Here is a 16635-nt window from a genome sequence, read left to right as displayed (position 1 = left end):
CTGCGATGCAAGAGTAGATGTGGGCACGTCATGAAATAGGGGAGGCTGAGATGCGGGAACTTGCCGGAAAAGCCGCTTTTGTCACCGGCGCCGCCAGCGGAATCGGACTTGCGATGGCAACCGCCTTCGCCCGCGAGGGCATGAAGGTGATGCTCGCCGATATCGAAACCGGTCCGCTGGACAAGGCCGTCGATGCGCTGCGCGCCGGCGGCGCGGATGTCCAAGGCGTGGTCTGCGACGTTGCCGATCCCTTGAGCGTCGATCGCGCGGCAGAGGCATCGTTCCGCGCCTTCGGCAGGGTTCATGTCCTCTGCAACAATGCCGGCGTCGCGGCCGGCGGCGGCATTGACCCGATCTCGGTCGACGACTGGCGCTGGGTGATCGACGTCAATCTGATGGGTGTCGTGCACGGCATCAGGAGCTTCCTGCCGCACATCCGCCAGCACGGCGAGGGCGGTCATATCGTCAACACGGCATCGATGGCCGGGATGAATGCAGGGCTTGGCCTGAGCCCGTATTCGGCGACCAAGTTCGCCGTGGTCAGCCTGTCCGAAGGGCTTGCCATACAACTCAGGCCGCTCGGGATCGGCGTCAGCGTGCTCTGTCCGAGCTTTGTGCGGACCCGGATCGGCGAGAGCGGGCGCAACCGCCCCGAGCAGTACGGCCCGGCCCGTCAGCTCGATCCGGCAAGCCCGATGGCCGCTGTCGTCGCCGAGATCGCGCGCCGCCTGGAGGCCGGTCTCGATCCGGCGTCGGTTGCGGGGCAGGTGCTGGCCGCGATCCGCGACGACCGATTGTACATTTTCACCCACCCCGGGATGCGGGCCGAGGTCGAGGAGCGCTTTTCGGCGATTTTGGCCGCGATGGACGCCGTTTCGGCCTAAAGACTGGTCCGCTTGCCGCTATTCCTGCCCGCAAAACGACGCTAGATATGCGCCCGCCGGGCCACCCGATGGCGGCCCGTAACCGACAACCGAGGGGCTATCGGCACGTGGACATGGACGTACTGAAACGCCAGGCGGCGGCGCGCGCGCTCGAAGAGGTGCGCGACGGCATGAAGCTCGGGCTCGGCACCGGATCGACCGCCAGGCACTTCGTCGAGCTGCTCGGCGAGAAGGTCCGTGCGGGCATGAAGGTGATCGGCGTGCCGACCTCGGAAGCGACCCGCGCGGACGCGCTCCGCTGCGGCGTTCCGCTGACCACGCTGGACGAGATCGACCATCTCGACCTCACCATCGACGGCGCCGACGAGATCGACCCGGCGCTCAACCTGATCAAGGGCGGCGGCGGTGCGCTGCTGCGCGAGAAGATCGTCGCGGCCGCCAGTGATCGCATGATCGTGATCGCCGACGACAGCAAATGGGTCGACGTGCTCGGCCGCTTCCCGCTGCCAGTCGAGGTGATCCCGTTCGGGCTGGCTGCAACGCAGGCCGCGATGGCGCGGGCATTCGCCAAGGCCGGCGTGTCTGGCGAAATGCTGATCCGGAAGGGCAAGGACGGTCACGTTTTTGTCACCGATGGCGGCCACTGGATCGTCGATGCCCATCTCGGCCGGATCGGCGATCCGCCGCGTCTTGCCAGTTTGCTCAGCGTGATTCCGGGCGTGGTCGAACACGGCCTGTTCATTGGGCTTGGCAGCGTCGCCGTGCTGGCCGGCGCGCAGGGAATTCGGGTTGTTGAACGGCCATGAGGCCGCAAGCAAGGAGACTTGGAATGAAGCGTTTTTCGGGACTTTTGTCGGCTGCGGCCCTGGCGGCTGGACTGGCGCTCGCACCGGCGATGGCGCAGCAGCCGCAGTTGCCCGCCATGCCCAAGGACGTCAAGCAGTCGACCCCCGCGGCGATCGGATACGCCAAGGAAATCCTGACGATGAAGAACGTCGCGGTGATGTATGCCGGCGCCGTTCCGGGAATCATCGAGAAGACCAAGACCGGCCTGCTGCAGCAGTACCTGAACTACCAGAAGGATCTCAACGAGGTTGCGCTGGTCGTCGCCAAGAACCTGGCTGGCAGCGAAAAGGAAATCGGCGAGGGCATGGCGCAGCTCTACGCCGCCGAGTTCACCGAGCAGGAGCTCAAGGATCTCGTGATCTTCTACAAGACGCCGCTCGGTCAGAAGCTTTTGACCTCCGAGCCCAAGGCAATCAACGATTCGCTGCAATATATGCAGCAGTGGGCGCAGCAGTTTGGCGTGATCGTCAACGCCCAGTTCAAGGCCGAGATGAAGAAGCGCGGCAAGGATATCTGAGCGCGCGGCGCTATTGGACCCTCATGGTGAGGAGCGCGGAGCGCGTCTCGAACCATGAGGCCTCTCTGTGGCCTCCATCCTTCGAGACGCCCGCTTCGCGGGCTCCTCAGGATGAGGGGAACCAGTTGCAAGAGCCGATTTTCGGCGTGGTTGCCAAGGTTGGGTGCAAAAATGGCCGAGTTTGACGTCGACCTGTTTGTCATCGGTGGTGGTTCGGGCGGCGTTCGTGCCGCCCGCATCGCCGCGGGCTACGGCGCGAAGGTCATGGTCGCCGAAGAGTACCGGATGGGCGGCACCTGCGTGATCCGCGGCTGCGTGCCGAAGAAGCTGTTCGTGATCGGCAGCCACGTCCACGACGAGATCGAGGACGCGGCCGGCTTCGGCTGGAGCATCGGGCAGGTCTCGTTCGACTGGGCCACTCTCGTCGCCAACAAGGACAAGGAGATCGCCCGGCTTGAGGGCGCCTATACCAGCAATGTCGAGAAGTCAGGCGCACGGATCGTGAAGACCCGCGCGGTGCTGGAGGATGCCCACACCATCAGACTTGCCACCGGCGAGAAGGTGACGGCGAAATACATTCTGATCGCCACCGGCGGCGCGCCGAATCACGGGCCGATCGTGCCCGGCATCGAGCACGTGATCTCCTCCAACGAGGCGTTTCACCTCAAGGAGCTGCCGAAGCGGATCGTGATCCAGGGCGGCGGCTACATCGCGCTGGAATTCGCCGGCATCTTCGCCGGCTTCGGCTCCGACGTCACGGTGATCTATCGCGGCGACAACATCCTGCGCGGCTTCGACGAGGACGTACGCAAGCATGTCCGCGCCGAGATGGAGAAGCGCGGCATCACCATCATCACCGGCTGCACGGTGGCGAAGATCGACAAGCACGGCCATGACTTCACCAGCCACCTGTCGAACGGCTCGAGCATCGCCTCCGACCAGGTGATGTTCGCGATCGGCCGGCATCCCAATGTCGCCAATCTCGGGCTGGAGACCGCCGGCGTCACCATCAATCCCGCCAATGGCGGCATCCAGGTCGACGGCTGGTCGAAGACCTCGGTCGACAACATCTACGCGGTCGGCGACGTCACCCACCGCACCAATCTGACCCCGGTGGCGATCCGCGAAGGCCATGCCTTCGCCGACACGGTATTCGGCAAGCGCCCGGTCCAGGTCGACCACGCGACGATCCCGACCGCGGTGTTCTCGCAGCCGGAGGTCGGCACCGTCGGACTCACGGAAGAGGAGGCACGGGCGCAGTTCAGCCACGTCGACATCTACAAGACCGATTTCCGCCCGATCAAGGCGACGATGTCCGGCCGCGACACCCGCGTGCTGATGAAGCTCGTGGTCGACGGCGCGAGCGACCGCGTGCTCGGCTGCCACATCGTCGGCGATGGCGCCGCCGAGATCACCCAGGCCGTCGCGATCGCCGTCAAGATGAAGGCGACCAAGGCGGATTTCGACGCCACCATCGCGCTGCATCCGACCGCCTCCGAGGAGCTGGTCACGATGCGGACGCCAACCGCGCGCTACGTGCGCCAGGCGGCAGAGTAGCGGTAACCCGCGGGCCGGCGCTGCCGTGCTGGTGCTCTCTGGCGATCGCGAGCGGGGAACGAGCCCTGCCTGACAGCCCAACGCCGCCCGCTTAAAATACATGCGGACGGCGCTGTCTCTAGCCCCAGGAAGGTCGTGACAAAATCCTGATGAGTTTTTGTCTGCGGAAGCGGGCAAAAGGTTTCATACCTCAGAAGGGGTAGCCTGCCTCCGCAAGACCGGCGCCGACGGCCGCGCTTCGTTGCCCGGGATAGGGCACCCTTGTTGACATGCATATCCATCGGCGGCTTTTCCCCGGGGTCGCTGTTCGCGCGCGCGCAATCAAGACGGTTTTCGGCGAATGGCCCGCGCAACGGCGCTTGTGCACAGGCGACGCGGCATCGGCGCGCGGCCGTCTCGCGCGCCTTGGAACCTTGCGCTATGCTGGCAGTTCCACTCTCAAACAGTTTGATATCTCAAATTGAGGGAGCCGCGCATGAGAGGCCCAACCGAGCAGGAGATCCGGACCCGCGCCTACGAATTGTGGAAGGACGCCGGCGAGCCACCGGGCAAGATGGATCAGCTCTGGTATCAGGCCGAAAAGGAACTGCTGGCGCGGCGAGCCACCAACGGAGAAGCGCCTTGCGATATCAAGGGGCACAATGGGCCGAGTGCTTATCCGGAGAGATTAAGGGGCGTGCATTGAGTGCGTCGCACGGCTGAGCTAACGAGTCCCGCAGGCTGGCCCGGACCCGGAGGCATCATGAGCGGCGCGATCGATCTTTCGCAGAAACTGTCGACATTCTCCGATCACTGGTCGCCGCGCACCGTCGCGCAATTCAACGCCTGCGACGTCATGGGGGTGAAGGTGCAGGGCGAGTTCGTCTGGCACAAGCACGACGACACAGACGACTTCTTCCTCGTCCTGAAAGGCATCCTCGACATCGAGCTGCGCGACCGCACCGTGACGCTAACTCCCGGGCAGATGTACATCGTGCCAAAAGGCGTCGAGCATCGTCCGGTCGCAAGGGAAGAGGTGCATCTGCTACTGATCGAGCCGACGGGCACGCCGAACACGGGCAATACGGCGACGGCGGCGCCGCGCAAGGTGGTGTGAGACTGGCAGGATGGGTCGAGCGAAGCGATACCCATCATTTCGACCGCTGATCCAAGTTGAAGAGCAAGGCTCGGGCGATTCATGTCGCGACAATGCGAAAGTATGACTCACCGGCAGCGCAATACATCCGGTGTCGTCCCGGCGAAAGCCGGGACCTATTACCCCCAAATCCCAATTGTTGCGCGAGACTGGGGCCGCGGTCCCGTTCACAACCCAATGCGGTGGTTATGGCTTTTCGCCAGGACGACGGCGGAGAATGCCCGCGTTTATCCCTCCGCCTCGAGCCACTCCGCGGCGCCGCGCCACAGCGCATCGCGGTGTTCGCTGCGGAAGAAGCCGAGATGGCCGATCGCTTTTGCGCCGGCGTCGGCAGGACGGATCGAGATGATCTCGGGCGTGATCGACGTGAAGGCGGAGCACAGCAATTCGACCGCCGGCCGCGTCGCCCAGCTGTCGTCGGTCATGACAAGCGCGCGGAGCTTGCCCTTGAACTTCGGAAAATTTTCGCGCGCCGTCAGCGTGGCATCGTCGAGCAGATAGCGCTCCCGCATCACCCAGCTCCGCCATTGCTCGAACGCGCCCCTTGGCAGGTCCATGCCGAGGCCGGCCCAGGCAGGCAGATAGCCGAGCGTGCGCGCCAGCGGCAGACCGACGCCGTTCATGAAGGCAACGACGCGGTAGCGCTCGGGCGAGGCCATCAGCTTCCAATAGGCCGCCTGCGAGGCGATCAGGAGCGCGCGCGGGATCTCGGCATTGTTGGCCAGCAGCCCGAGCGCCTGGCCGCCGAAGGAGTGGCCGACATAGGCGAAGGGGAGGTTGCGGTAGCGCTCGCGCATCCAGTTCACCGCCGCGGTGGTGTCGAGCGCAGCCCAGTCCGCCATCGTGGCTTCGAAGCCGGCCAGCGATTTCGGCTTGTTGAGGCCGGTCGCCGCCATCGGCCGGCTGTCGCCGGTGCCGCGGTAGTCGTAGGTCAGCACCGCCGCGCCGCGGCGGGCGAGGTAGCCGGCAAAGCCGCGATAGACCTTGCGGGGCACTGCGGTCGCCGAATTGATCAGCACGGCGTGGCGCCGCGTGCCGCGCGGCAGGAACAGCGTCGCGGCGAGCGGATAGCCGTCCGCGGCCGGCACGACGATGTCGTCGCTAAAAACGTCGTCCAGCGCGGCGGAGGCCACGGCGATTTCCACGGCATTCATGCTATGCTCTACCAAATGCGAATTCGGATTTCCCTGCAAGGGCTTGACCAGATTGCAGGAATCCTTCTAGCGGGAAAGCGGGGCCCTGTGTATAAGCCGGGCTTTCCTCATGCCGTGATTAAGTTGCGGTTTTTGCTCAGGAGTTGACCTTATGTCCGAGCGGTGGACACCCGATAGCTGGCGCGCCAAGAAGGTGCTGCAGGTGCCCGATTATCCCGATGCCAAGGCATTGGCCGATGTCGAGGCCCAGCTGGCGACCTTTCCGCCGCTGGTGTTCGCGGGCGAGGCGCGCAGCCTGAAGAAGGCGCTGGGGCGGGTCGCCGCTGGCGAGGCCTTCCTGCTGCAGGGCGGCGACTGCGCCGAGAGCTTTGCCGAACACGGCGCCAACAACATCCGCGACTTCTTCCGCGTGCTGCTGCAGATGGCGGTCGTGCTGACCTATGCCGGCGCGCTGCCGGTGGTGAAGGTCGGCCGCATCGCCGGCCAGTTCGCCAAGCCGCGCTCGTCGCCGACCGAAAAGCAGGGCGACATCGAGCTGCCGAGCTATCGCGGCGACATCGTCAACGACATCGCCTTTACCCCGGAAGCGCGGGTTCCCGATCCGCAGCGCCAGCTGATGGCTTATCGTCAATCCGCCGCGACGCTGAACCTGCTGCGCGCCTTCGCCACCGGCGGCTTCGCCAATCTCGGCAGCGTACATCAGTGGATGCTCGGCTTCCTGAAGGATTCGCCGCAGTCCCGCCGCTACAAGGAGCTGGCCGACCGCATCTCGGATGCGCTGAACTTCATGCGCGCCTGCGGCCTCGACCTCGAGAGCCATCCCGAGCTGCGCGCCACCGATTTCTACACCAGCCACGAGGCGCTGCTGCTCGGCTACGAGCAGGCGATGACGCGGGTCGATTCCACCACCGGCGACTGGTACGCGACCTCCGGCCACATGATCTGGATCGGCGACCGCACCCGCCAGCTCGATCACGGCCATGTGGAATATTTCCGCGGCATCAAGAACCCGATCGGCCTGAAATGCGGTCCGTCGCTGAAGCCGGACGAGCTGCTGAAATTGATCGACGTGCTCAGCCCCGACAACGAGCCGGGACGCCTGACGCTGATCAACCGCTTCGGCGCCGACAAGGTCGGCGACCATCTGCCCGGCTTGATCCGCGCCGTACAGCGGGAAGGGCGCAAGGTGGTGTGGTCGTGCGATCCGATGCACGGCAACACCATCACCTCGACCTCGGGCTACAAGACGCGGCCGTTCGACCGCGTGCTGTCGGAGGTGAGGTCGTTCTTCCAGATCCACGCCGCCGAAGGCACCCATGCCGGCGGCGTGCATCTGGAGATGACCGGACAGGACGTCACCGAATGCATCGGCGGCGCGCGTGCCATCACCGATGAGGACCTCAACGACCGCTACCACACGGTCTGCGATCCCCGCCTCAACGCCGAACAGTCGATCGACATGGCCTTCCTGATCGCCGAGCTCTTGAAGCAGGAGCGCGCCGGCAAGGTCAAACCGATGCCGGCCGCTGCGGGGTTGTGATTTGGGGCGGTGACCTGGTGCAGTGACTTGGGACGTGACTTGGGGGCAGTGACTTGCTGAGGTTCTGGCGAGCCACCATCAACTCGCGCAACGGGCTGGCCTTCGCCATTCGCTCGGAGCAGGCGATTCGCGAGGAGGTGGTGGCACTGGTGCTGTCGCTGCCGCTGGCCTGGCTGGTCGGCGCCACCGTAATGCGCCGGGTCGAATTGGTCGCAACCGTAGTGCTGGTGCTCGTCATCGAGCTGCTCAACACCGCGATCGAGAAGCTCGCCGATCGCCTGACCATGGATCACGATCCGCAGATCGGGCGGGTCAAGGACATGGGCTCAGCCGCGGTCGGCGTCGCGCTTGTCATGGCCGGGGTGTTCTGGCTGTTCGCCCTCGCCGAACGCATGGGCGCGTTCTGATTCCCGAGCATGATCCGGAAAAGTGGGAACCGGTTTTCCGATCAGATCATGCTCAAAAGAAGCTCCCGCCGGTCATGGTGCGATTTCTGCAATCGCACCATGACCGGAAGGTGATTGAAGTTTGCTGTTGTGCAGGACAACTTAAGCGTATGAGCGAACAACAGATCAAGATCACCCTGGCGCAACTCAATCCGACGGTCGGCGACGTCACCGGCAACGCCGCGAAGGCGCGCGCCGCGCGCGAGAAGGCAAAGGCCGACGGGGCCGACCTCGTGGTGCTGTCGGAGCTGTTCATCGCCGGCTATCCGCCCGAGGATCTGGTGCTCAAGCCGGCGTTCCAGTCGGCCTGCCGCGCCGCGATCGAGGAACTGGCGCGCGAGACCGGGGATGGCGGCCCGGCGGTTCTGATCGGCACGCCCTGGGTCGAGGACGACAAGCTCTATAATGCCTGCGCGCTGCTCGACGGCGGACGCATCGCGGCGCTGCGCTTCAAGGCCAACCTGCCGAATTACGGCGTGTTCGACGAGAAGCGGCTGTTCGCGCGCGGTCCGGCGCCGGGCCCGGTGACGGTGCGCGGCGTGCGCATCGGCGTGCCGATCTGCGAGGACATCTGGCTCGAGGAGTCCGAAGATTACGAGAACGTCGTCGAATGTCTCGCCGAGACCGGCGCCGAGATCTTGGTGGTGCCGAACGGCTCGCCCTATGCCCGCGACAAGGCCGACCTCAGGCTGTCGATCGTGGTGGCGCGCGTCACCGAGAGCGGACTGCCGCTGGTCTATCTCAACGAGGTCGGCGGCCAGGACGAACTGATCTTCGACGGCGCCTCGTTCGCGCTGAATGCCGATCTTTCCGTCGCGGCGCAGCTTCCGGCGTTCGCGGAGAACATCACGACGCTGACCTGGCGCAAGACCGCCGACGGCTGGCGTTGCAACGGGCCGATCGCGGCGCAGCTCGAGGGCGACAAGGCCGATTACGCGGCCTGCGTGCTCGGACTGCGCGACTATGTCCGCAAGAACGGTTTTCCCGGCGTGCTGCTCGGCGTCTCCGGCGGCATCGATTCGGCGTTGTGCGCGGCGATCGCGGTCGATGCGCTCGGCGCCGACAAGGTGCGCGGCGTGATGCTGCCGTTCCGCTACACCGCGCAGGTGTCTATCGACGATGCCGCCAAGCTCGCCGCGGCGCTCGGCATCCGCTACGAGATCCTGCCGATCGCCGATGCCGTGAACGGCTTCGAGACGATTCTGGCGCCGGTGTTCAAGGGGTTGGAGCGCGACATCACCGAGGAGAATTTGCAGGCGCGCGCCCGCGGCACGCTGCTGATGGCGATCTCCAACAAGACCGGCGCCATGGTGGTGACCACCGGCAACAAGTCGGAGATGTCGGTCGGCTACGCCACGCTGTATGGCGACATGAACGGCGGCTTCAATCCGATCAAGGACATCTACAAGACCGAGGTGTTCCGCCTGTCGAGCCTGCGCAACGGCTGGAAGCCGGACGGCGCGCTCGGCCCGTCAGGCGAGGTGATCCCGGTCAACATCATCATCCGGCCACCGACCGCGGAGCTGCGCGAGAACCAGACCGACCAGGATTCGCTGCCGCCCTACGACGTGCTGGACGCGATCCTCGAACGGCTGGTGGAGCGCGAGGAGCCGCTGGCGACCATCATCGAAGCCGGCTTCGACCGCGATGTGGTGGCCCGGGTCGATCGCCTGCTCAACATCGCCGAATACAAGCGGCGGCAGGCGGCGCCGGGGGTGAAGGTGACGCGGAAGAATTTCGGCCGCGACCGCCGCTATCCCATCACCAACCGCTTCCGCGATTTCGGCAAGGCGCTGCCGGCGCCCGACGAGACGCTGGTGGCGCGCACCTCGCGCGCGTCGGCGGAAGCGTTCGAGGGCTGAACTCCTCTTACCGCTTGGGGATGAAGGTCGGGCCGACGGTGCGGATCTGGCCGTCGCTTGCCGTCGCGGCCGCCGGTGCCGTGGCGTCAGCGGCTGCGGGCTGCTGTTGAGCTGCGGTTGCTGGCGCGCCCTTCTTGCCGGCGGCGGCCTTGGTCTGGGCGCGCTGCTGCATCTTCCGCGCGCTCTCCTCGGTGACGATGATGTCGCCCTGCTGCTCGGCGGACGCCTTGTCGTCGACCGCCTTCAGCGCCTCGGCCCAGCTCTGGCCGGCCGGCTTGCAGGAGCAGGACGGATTGAACTCGGTGCGGTACTTGAAGGCGTTCGGCAGCGACGAGTAGGACACACCGCTGATCGAGACCGCCTGGTTGATGTCCTCGCCGGGGTTTCGGTAGGTGAACAGGCTGGCATCCGCGGCAGGGCACTGCGCCTTGCAGACTTGCTCGTCGGCGGCGAAGCGCGCCTGCACCGTTGCGAACGAGATCGGGAAATAGGCGCCGTCGCAGGTGCGGACGCAGACGGTGCGGAAGGTGCCGGACTGGGCGCCATACTGCGCATCGGGCGGGGGCAGCGGATTGTTGGGATTGCCGCCACCGCCGCCGCCGAACAGGTTCTCGAGGAAGTTGCCGGGGCCACGCGCGGCCGCGGCATATTGCGGGCCGCAATTGTTCTGCGCCAGCGCGGTCAGGACCGAGCGGCGCTGGTTTTCGCGGTCGGCGCCGCCGAGCCCGCCGGAGCGCAGCCGCTCGAGATTGGCTGTGATCTGGTCGAGATTGGCGCGCATCTGCTGGATCTGGGTGTTGACCGGACCGCACTGCGCCGAATTGTTATTGAAGAGCGAGAAGAACCCGGAGCTGTCGCAGCCCATGCGCCGGGCCTGCGCCGTCACGCGATCGAGTTCGCCCTGCTGGCGGGTTGCCGCGTCCTGATAGCGGCGGATCTGCTCGTCCTTGGCCGGGTCGCCGGAGCCGCCGCCGCGGTCGATCGCCGCCAGCTGGCCTTCGAGCCGGCCGCACATCGGATTGGCCTGCGGATTGGGCTGCGGCGCGCCTTGCGGAGCCGGACCGGGCGGGCCGGGCGGCACTTGCGCCAGGGCATGCGTGGCGGGCAGCGCGATGCCGGCCAGCACGGCGCACGTCAGAAACCAGCGGGAGAAGCGAAAACGGGAGCTATTGGGCATATCCGGCCATTAAAACGACGCCGCGCGGCGATCAACGCCAAAGCGCGCGGGCAAGGCCGCTGCAATAGCCGTTTCTCGGGGCAGCGTCACGTCGTTTCCGGGGCGCCGGTGTGGCAATAATCCCGTCTGGCCAGCGGCTTGGCTCAGCGCTGGCAGGTGATGGCGACGAATTCGCCGCAGCTGTTGCCGCTGCATTTTTCGTTGGCGGCGTGCGGAACGGCACCGGTGATCTCGTCGGGATCGACGCGGCGGTAATTGGTGGCTTGCGCAAAATCGCGTGACCGGCAATAGGCGCGGGCAGCAGAGGCGCCGCAGCGGTCGCCGCGGGCGAGGCACTGGTCGATGCCGTAGCCGTCCGCCTGGTTGGCGACGATGAAGACGCGGCTGTCGGCCAGCGCGGCCGAGGAGGCAAGGAAGGACGGAGCAAGGAAGAGCGTGCAGGCAATCAATGCTGAAATGGGCCGCATGGTGCACCGGTGAAAATGGCGAGGAATCCGCAGGCCACCGGATACGCCCAAATCCTTAATAATGATTAACCATGAGGGTGTTGACGTGATTTCGGTGCGGGCCGGGTGGCAAACCGCCCGAAAACAGCCCCTTGACGCAATAATGGGGCCGTGAGACATGGTGGAACCATGAACGGCCACCTCGCCATCTGCAGCATTTGCCGCGAGATTATGAGCTAGCGATTCGCTGGCTGAGGCCGTCTTTTCTCAACACATGAGAGCATTGGACCGCCCGGCCGCAAGGGAACGGTTTCCATGGATGTGCGCCTCTACGATACGCTGACCCGGGAGAAGCGGCCGTTCGTGCCGCTCGATGCCACCAACGTCCGCATGTATGCCTGCGGACCGACGGTCTATGACTTCGCCCATATCGGTAACGGCCGCGCCGCCATCGTCTTCGACGTGCTGTTTCGCCTGCTGCGCCATCGCTATGGCACGGGCCACGTGACCTATGTCCGCAACGTCACCGACGTCGACGACAAGATCAACGTCCGCGCCGCGCGGGATTATCCCGGCGTGCCGCTGAACGAGGCGATCCGCAAGGTCACCGAGCTGACCTATCAGCAATATCAGGACGACGTCACAGCGCTCGGCTGCTTGCCGCCGACCGTGCAGCCGCGCGCCACCGAGCACATCCCGGAGATGCGCGCGATCATCGAGAAGCTGGTCGCCGGCGGCTTTGCCTATGTCGCCGAGGATCACGTGCTGTTCTCGCCGCAGGCGATGAACGCGGCCAATTCGATGCTGCCGCGTTACGGCGCGCTGTCGAAGCGTTCGCTCGACGAGATGATCGCCGGCGCCCGCGTCGATGTTGCGCCCTACAAGCGCGACAACACCGACTTCGTGCTGTGGAAGCCGTCGAAGCCGGGCGAGCCGTCTTGGCCGTCGCCCGCCGGCATCAGGGTCGAGGGCCGCCCCGGCTGGCACATCGAGTGCTCGGCAATGGCCTGGAAGCATCTCGGCGAGAAGTTCGACATCCATGGCGGCGGCATCGACCTGGTGTTCCCGCACCATGAGAACGAGCTCGCCCAGACCTGCTGCGCGTTCCACTCTGACCGCATGGCCAACGTCTGGATGCACAACGGCTTCCTGCAGATCGAAAGCGAGAAGATGTCGAAGTCGCTCGGCAACTTCTTCACGATCCGCGATCTCTTGGCCGATTGGCCCGGCGAGGTGCTGCGGCTTGCCATGCTGAAGACGCATTATCGTTCGCCGCTCGACTGGACCGCGAAGGCCACCGAGGAGGCCGCGAAGACGCTCGACGACTGGTACGCGGTCGCGGCCGACGCCGAGCCCGGTGCGCCGTCGCCGGCGATGGTCGAGGCGCTTTACGACGACCTCAACACGGCGCAGGCGATGGCCGTGCTGCACGGCTTGCGCAGTACTGCGTCGAGCAGCGAACAGAGCCGCAAGGAGTTTGCCGGCTCGCTCCGGCTGCTCGGCTTCTTGTCTGAGAGCGCGGCCGCATGGGAGGCCCGCAAGCAGCAGGCGAGCGGCGTCGATACGGCTGCCGTCGAGGCGTTGATCGCCGAGCGCACCGCGGCGCGGGCGCGCAAGGACTTCAAGGAGTCAGATCGGATCCGCGATCAGCTCGCCGCGATGGGCGTGGCGATCAAGGACGGAAAGGATGCCGAAGGACAGCCGATCACCACCTGGGAGGTCGCGCGATGAGCCGTTCCGCACCCGCACTGCGCCCGTATCTGCCCGACGACGCGCCGCTGCTGGCGGCGATCTTCGCGGCCTCGATCATGGACCTGACCGGCGACGACTACAGCGAGGCGCAGCAGGAAGCCTGGGCGATGGCCGCCGACGACGAGGCGGCCTTCGGCAAGAAGCTCGCCGGCGAGCTCACGCTGATCGCGACCTTGCAGGGCGCGCCGGTCGGTTTCGCCTCGCTGAAGGGCGCCGATCTCATCGACATGCTCTATGTGCATCCGAGCGCGGTCGGGCAGGGCGTCGGCAGCGCGCTGTGCGATGCGCTGGAGAAGATCGCGAGCGCCCGCGGCACCAAGACCCTGAAGGTCGATGCCAGCGACACTGCGCTGGAATTCTTCCGCAAGCGCGGCTACGTCGCCCAGCAGCGCAACTCGGTCACCATCAACGACGAGTGGCTTGCCAACACCACGATGCAGAAGCAGCTCGATGGTGTCGCCACCCCGGGAGGCCACGCGTGAGCCGCGAGCGCCTCTATCTGTTCGACACCACGCTGCGCGACGGCGCGCAGACCAACGGCGTCGACTTCACGCTGCAGGACAAGCAGGTGATATCAGGCATGCTCGACGCGCTCGGCATCGACTATGTCGAGGGCGGCTATCCCGGCGCCAATCCGACCGACAGCGAGTTCTTCAGCAGGAAACCCGCCTTCGCGCACGCGCGCTTCACCGCCTTCGGCATGACGCGGCGGCCGGGCCGCTCGGCGTCGAACGATCCCGGGCTTGCCGGCATCCTCGAGGCCAAGGCGGACGCGATCTGCTTCGTCGCAAAATCCTCCGCCTACCAGGTCCGTGTCGCGCTCGAGACCACGAATGAGGAGAACCTCGCCTCGATCCGCGACAGCGTCGCGGCCGCGAAGGCGCTCGGCCGCGAGGTGATGGTCGACTGCGAGCATTTCTTCGACGGCTACAAGGAGAACCGCGACTACGCGCTTGCCTGCGCCAAGGCGGCCTATGAGTCCGGCGCCCGCTGGGTGGTGCTGTGCGACACCAATGGCGGCACCATGCCGCATGAGATCGAGACCATCGTCGGCGACGTCGTCAAGCACGTGCCGGGTGCCAACATCGGCATCCACGCCCATAACGACACCGAGCAGGCGGTCGCCAATTCGCTCGCCGCGGTGCGCGCCGGCGCGCGGCAGATCCAGGGCACGCTCAACGGCCTTGGCGAGCGCTGCGGCAACGCCAATCTCTGCTCGCTGATCCCGACCCTGAAGCTGAAGCAGGAGTTTTCCGACAAGTTCGAGATCGGCGTCACCACGGAGAAGCTGGCGACGCTGATGAAGGTGTCGCGCACGCTCGACGACATGCTGAACCGCGCGCCCAACCGCCATGCGGCCTATGTCGGCGAAAGCGCGTTCGTCACCAAGACGGGCATCCATGCTTCCGCTGTCATGAAGGATCCGCAGACCTACGAGCACGTGCGGCCGGAACTGGTCGGCAATCACCGCAAGGTGCTGGTATCGGATCAGGCCGGCCGCTCCAACGTGATGGCCGAGCTCGACCGGGCCGGCATCGCCTATGACAAGAGCGATCCGCGGCTGACGCGGCTGGTCGAGGAATTGAAGGAGCGCGAGGCCGCGGGCTTCGCCTATGAATCCGCCAACGCATCGTTCGATCTGCTGGCGCGCCGCACCCTCGGCAAGGTGCCGGAATATTTCAAGGTCGAGCAGTTCGACGTCAATGTCGAGCAGCGCTACAACGCCAACGGCCAGCGCGTCACGGTGGCGCTCGCGGTGGTGAAGGTCGATGTCGACGGCGAACGGCTGATCTCGGCCGCCGAAGGCAACGGCCCGGTCAACGCGCTCGACGTCGCGCTGCGCAAGGACCTCGGCAAGTACCAGAAATATATCGATGGCCTGAAGCTGATCGACTACCGCGTGCGTATCCTCAATGGCGGCACCGAGGCGGTCACGCGCGTCTTGATCGAAAGCGAGGACGAGACCGGCGAGAGCTGGACCACCGTCGGCGTCTCGCCCAACATCATCGACGCCTCGTTCCAGGCGCTGATGGATTCGGTGTTTTACAAGCTGGTGAAGTCGGGCGCGCAGGCGTGAGACTGTAGCCCGGATGAGCGAAGCGATATCCGGGCGCGTCTCGATCGGTTTCCCCGGATGTCGCTTCGCTCATCCGGGCTACAAGTCCGGGAGGAGGGCCCATGATCGACCACGTCTCCGTCGGTGTCCGCGATCTCGAACGCGCCGCGCGGTTCTACGAGCCGACGCTGGCCGCGCTTGGCCTGAGCCGCCTCGTCACGCGGCCGGCGACGATCGGCTTCGGCAAGGCCTATCCGGAGTTCTGGATCAATCTGCGCGCCGCGATGGCGCCGGTCGCGCATGAGAATGGCACCCATATCTGCCTGCGCGCGAAGACCACCGCCGAGGTCGATGCCTTCCACACGGCGGCGCTGGCGTCAGGCGGCCTCTCCGACGGCCCTCCGGGCCTGCGCCCGCACGACCGCGTGCGCTACTATGCGGCCTTCGTCCTCGATCCCGACGGCAATCGCATCGAGGCCGTGACGTTTCCGAGCGAGTAGTAAGGATTTCAGGCCGGCACTTATCTCGACCCGTCATCCCGAGGAGCGCGTTTCCAAGGATGCGCGGCCACCGGCGGGGCCGTCGTGCTTCGAGACGGCCGCTCTGCGGCCTCCTCAGCATGACGGTGATGGAGCCGAAAGTGCGGCGAACAGTTACAGCCGTCGCGCCACTTCGGGCGCGAGATCCTTCGCGGCCTCGGGCGTGCGTGCCACCGCCGAACGCAGCCGCGGCAGGATCTCGTCGACGCGGTCGGCCATCAGGACGTTGATCGGCAGAGTCGGGCGGATGAACTCGGTCATGCGCATGTGGTTCAGCAGCGAGAGCAGGGGTTCCCAGAAGCCATCGACGTTGGCGAGCAGGATCGGCTTGTGGTGACGGCCGAGCTGCTGCCAGGTCAGTTGCTCGACCAGCTCTTCCAGCGTGCCGATGCCGCCGGGCAGCGCGACGAATGCATCCGAGCGCTCGAACATCAGGCGCTTGCGCTCATGCATGTCGGGCGTGACGATCATCTCCTGGACCGAGGTCAGCGCGTTCTCGCGCGCGCGCAGGAATTCGGGAATGATGCCGGTGACGGAGCCGCCGTGGTCGAGCGTGGATTTCGCGACCGCGCCCATCAGGCCGATCGAGCCGCCGCCATAGACCAGGCGCACGTTGTTTTCGGCAAAGCTCTTGCCGAGCGCGACGGCAGCTTCAACGAAACGGGGATTGTTACCGGGGCCGGAGCCGCAATAAACACAGACAGTCTTGATTTGGTTCATACGA

General features: G+C 65.8%; 17 protein-coding genes. 13 read left to right on the top strand and 4 right to left on the bottom strand.

All coding sequences use genetic code 11. From position 1 onward, the window contains the following. The first annotated feature begins 50 nt into the window (after positions 1-50). From E2I15_RS11865 to E2I15_RS11840, 6 genes are all read left to right on the top strand, one after another. Positions 51-884, top strand: coding sequence for an SDR family NAD(P)-dependent oxidoreductase (locus tag E2I15_RS11865; RefSeq protein WP_137479574.1), 834 nt, complete (start codon positions 51-53; stop codon positions 882-884). A gap of 107 nt (positions 885-991) precedes the next feature. Beyond that, positions 992-1690, top strand: a complete 699-nt coding sequence (rpiA, locus tag E2I15_RS11860; protein ID WP_137479575.1) for a ribose-5-phosphate isomerase RpiA — start codon at positions 992-994, stop codon at positions 1688-1690. Positions 1691-1713: 23 nt separating this feature from the next. Further along, complete coding sequence (locus E2I15_RS11855; protein ID WP_016848262.1) at positions 1714-2247, top strand: DUF2059 domain-containing protein; 534 nt, start codon at positions 1714-1716, stop codon at positions 2245-2247. Positions 2248-2418: 171 nt separating this feature from the next. Then, positions 2419-3804, top strand: a complete 1386-nt coding sequence (gene gor / locus E2I15_RS11850; RefSeq protein WP_137479576.1) for a glutathione-disulfide reductase — start codon at positions 2419-2421, stop codon at positions 3802-3804. Positions 3805-4279: 475 nt separating this feature from the next. Beyond that, complete coding sequence (locus E2I15_RS11845) at positions 4280-4489, top strand: DUF2934 domain-containing protein (RefSeq protein WP_137479577.1); 210 nt, start codon at positions 4280-4282, stop codon at positions 4487-4489. Between the two features lie 57 nt (positions 4490-4546). Then, the gene (locus E2I15_RS11840) at positions 4547-4900 is read left to right on the top strand and encodes a cupin domain-containing protein (RefSeq protein WP_137479578.1); all 354 of its coding nucleotides are present in this window, start codon (positions 4547-4549) and stop codon (positions 4898-4900) included. A gap of 266 nt (positions 4901-5166) precedes the next feature. On the opposite strand, the gene E2I15_RS11835 is transcribed toward E2I15_RS11840, so the two are convergent. Continuing rightward, entirely contained in the window at positions 5167-6093 is a 927-nt protein-coding gene (locus E2I15_RS11835; protein WP_137479579.1) for an alpha/beta hydrolase family protein, read from the bottom strand. 151 nt (positions 6094-6244) lie between these two features. On the opposite strand from E2I15_RS11835, the gene E2I15_RS11830 reads away from it, so the two are divergent. From E2I15_RS11830 to E2I15_RS11820, 3 genes are all read left to right on the top strand, one after another. Beyond that, a complete protein-coding gene (locus tag E2I15_RS11830; protein ID WP_137479580.1) occupies positions 6245-7633 on the top strand; it encodes a class II 3-deoxy-7-phosphoheptulonate synthase in 1389 nt (462 codons plus the stop codon). Positions 7634-7686: 53 nt separating this feature from the next. Then, a complete protein-coding gene (locus E2I15_RS11825; protein WP_137479581.1) occupies positions 7687-8040 on the top strand; it encodes a diacylglycerol kinase in 354 nt (117 codons plus the stop codon). A gap of 149 nt (positions 8041-8189) precedes the next feature. After that, a complete protein-coding gene (locus tag E2I15_RS11820; protein ID WP_137479582.1) occupies positions 8190-9941 on the top strand; it encodes an NAD+ synthase in 1752 nt (583 codons plus the stop codon). 7 nt (positions 9942-9948) lie between these two features. Here the strand turns inward: E2I15_RS11820 and E2I15_RS11815 are convergent, their stop codons facing one another. Together E2I15_RS11815 and E2I15_RS11810 are read right to left on the bottom strand one after the other, a co-directional pair. After that, the gene (locus E2I15_RS11815) at positions 9949-11118 is read right to left on the bottom strand and encodes a DUF2865 domain-containing protein (protein ID WP_155262335.1); all 1170 of its coding nucleotides are present in this window, start codon (positions 11116-11118) and stop codon (positions 9949-9951) included. A 143-nt stretch (positions 11119-11261) separates the two neighbouring features. Beyond that, the gene (locus tag E2I15_RS11810) at positions 11262-11585 is read right to left on the bottom strand and encodes a hypothetical protein (RefSeq protein WP_170991582.1); all 324 of its coding nucleotides are present in this window, start codon (positions 11583-11585) and stop codon (positions 11262-11264) included. Between the two features lie 294 nt (positions 11586-11879). Between E2I15_RS11810 and cysS the strand changes: the two genes are divergently transcribed. The 4 genes from cysS (at position 11880) to E2I15_RS11790 (ending at position 15872) form a co-directional block, all read left to right on the top strand. Next, a complete protein-coding gene (gene cysS, locus E2I15_RS11805) occupies positions 11880-13295 on the top strand; it encodes a cysteine--tRNA ligase (protein ID WP_137479584.1) in 1416 nt (471 codons plus the stop codon). Beyond that, complete coding sequence (locus E2I15_RS11800; RefSeq protein ID WP_016846291.1) at positions 13292-13798, top strand: GNAT family N-acetyltransferase; 507 nt, start codon at positions 13292-13294, stop codon at positions 13796-13798. The genes cysS and E2I15_RS11800 overlap by 4 nt, the downstream gene beginning before the upstream one ends. After that, on the top strand, positions 13795-15393 hold the full coding sequence (cimA, locus tag E2I15_RS11795; protein WP_137479585.1) for a citramalate synthase: 1599 nt from the start codon (positions 13795-13797) through the stop codon (positions 15391-15393). The genes E2I15_RS11800 and cimA overlap by 4 nt, the downstream gene beginning before the upstream one ends. A 101-nt stretch (positions 15394-15494) precedes the next feature. Then, the gene (locus tag E2I15_RS11790) at positions 15495-15872 is read left to right on the top strand and encodes a VOC family protein (RefSeq protein ID WP_137479586.1); all 378 of its coding nucleotides are present in this window, start codon (positions 15495-15497) and stop codon (positions 15870-15872) included. Positions 15873-16025: 153 nt separating this feature from the next. On the opposite strand, the gene E2I15_RS11785 is transcribed toward E2I15_RS11790, so the two are convergent. Further along, complete coding sequence (locus tag E2I15_RS11785) at positions 16026-16631, bottom strand: LOG family protein (RefSeq protein WP_018271077.1); 606 nt, start codon at positions 16629-16631, stop codon at positions 16026-16028. Positions 16632-16635: the final 4 nt, after the last annotated feature.

This window comes from Bradyrhizobium sp. BR2003, from assembly GCF_009720285.1.
Lineage (GTDB): Bacteria > Pseudomonadota > Alphaproteobacteria > Rhizobiales > Xanthobacteraceae > Bradyrhizobium > Bradyrhizobium elkanii.
The sequence above is the reverse complement of the archived record's forward strand: the minus strand, read 5'-3'. Positions and strand labels throughout refer to the sequence as shown.

Bases quoted from the DNA above. Each gene is read 5' to 3' on its own strand.
- E2I15_RS11865 (WP_137479574.1), top strand. From the start codon at position 51: ATGCGGGAACTTGCCGGAAAAGCCGCTTTTGTCACCGGCGCCGCCAGC.
- E2I15_RS11855 (WP_016848262.1), top strand. From the start codon at position 1,714: ATGAAGCGTTTTTCGGGACTTTTGTCGGCTGCGGCCCTGGCGGCTGGA.
- gor (WP_137479576.1), top strand. From the start codon at position 2,419: ATGGCCGAGTTTGACGTCGACCTGTTTGTCATCGGTGGTGGTTCGGGC.
- E2I15_RS11845 (WP_137479577.1), top strand. From the start codon at position 4,280: ATGAGAGGCCCAACCGAGCAGGAGATCCGGACCCGCGCCTACGAATTG.
- E2I15_RS11840 (WP_137479578.1), top strand. From the start codon at position 4,547: ATGAGCGGCGCGATCGATCTTTCGCAGAAACTGTCGACATTCTCCGAT.
- E2I15_RS11835 (WP_137479579.1), bottom strand. From the start codon at position 6,093: ATGAATGCCGTGGAAATCGCCGTGGCCTCCGCCGCGCTGGACGACGTT.
- E2I15_RS11830 (WP_137479580.1), top strand. From the start codon at position 6,245: ATGTCCGAGCGGTGGACACCCGATAGCTGGCGCGCCAAGAAGGTGCTG.
- E2I15_RS11820 (WP_137479582.1), top strand. From the start codon at position 8,190: ATGAGCGAACAACAGATCAAGATCACCCTGGCGCAACTCAATCCGACG.
- E2I15_RS11815 (WP_155262335.1), bottom strand. From the start codon at position 11,118: ATGCCCAATAGCTCCCGTTTTCGCTTCTCCCGCTGGTTTCTGACGTGC.
- E2I15_RS11810 (WP_170991582.1), bottom strand. From the start codon at position 11,585: ATGCGGCCCATTTCAGCATTGATTGCCTGCACGCTCTTCCTTGCTCCG.
- cysS (WP_137479584.1), top strand. From the start codon at position 11,880: ATGGATGTGCGCCTCTACGATACGCTGACCCGGGAGAAGCGGCCGTTC.
- E2I15_RS11800 (WP_016846291.1), top strand. From the start codon at position 13,292: ATGAGCCGTTCCGCACCCGCACTGCGCCCGTATCTGCCCGACGACGCG.
- E2I15_RS11790 (WP_137479586.1), top strand. From the start codon at position 15,495: ATGATCGACCACGTCTCCGTCGGTGTCCGCGATCTCGAACGCGCCGCG.
- E2I15_RS11785 (WP_018271077.1), bottom strand. From the start codon at position 16,631: ATGAACCAAATCAAGACTGTCTGTGTTTATTGCGGCTCCGGCCCCGGT.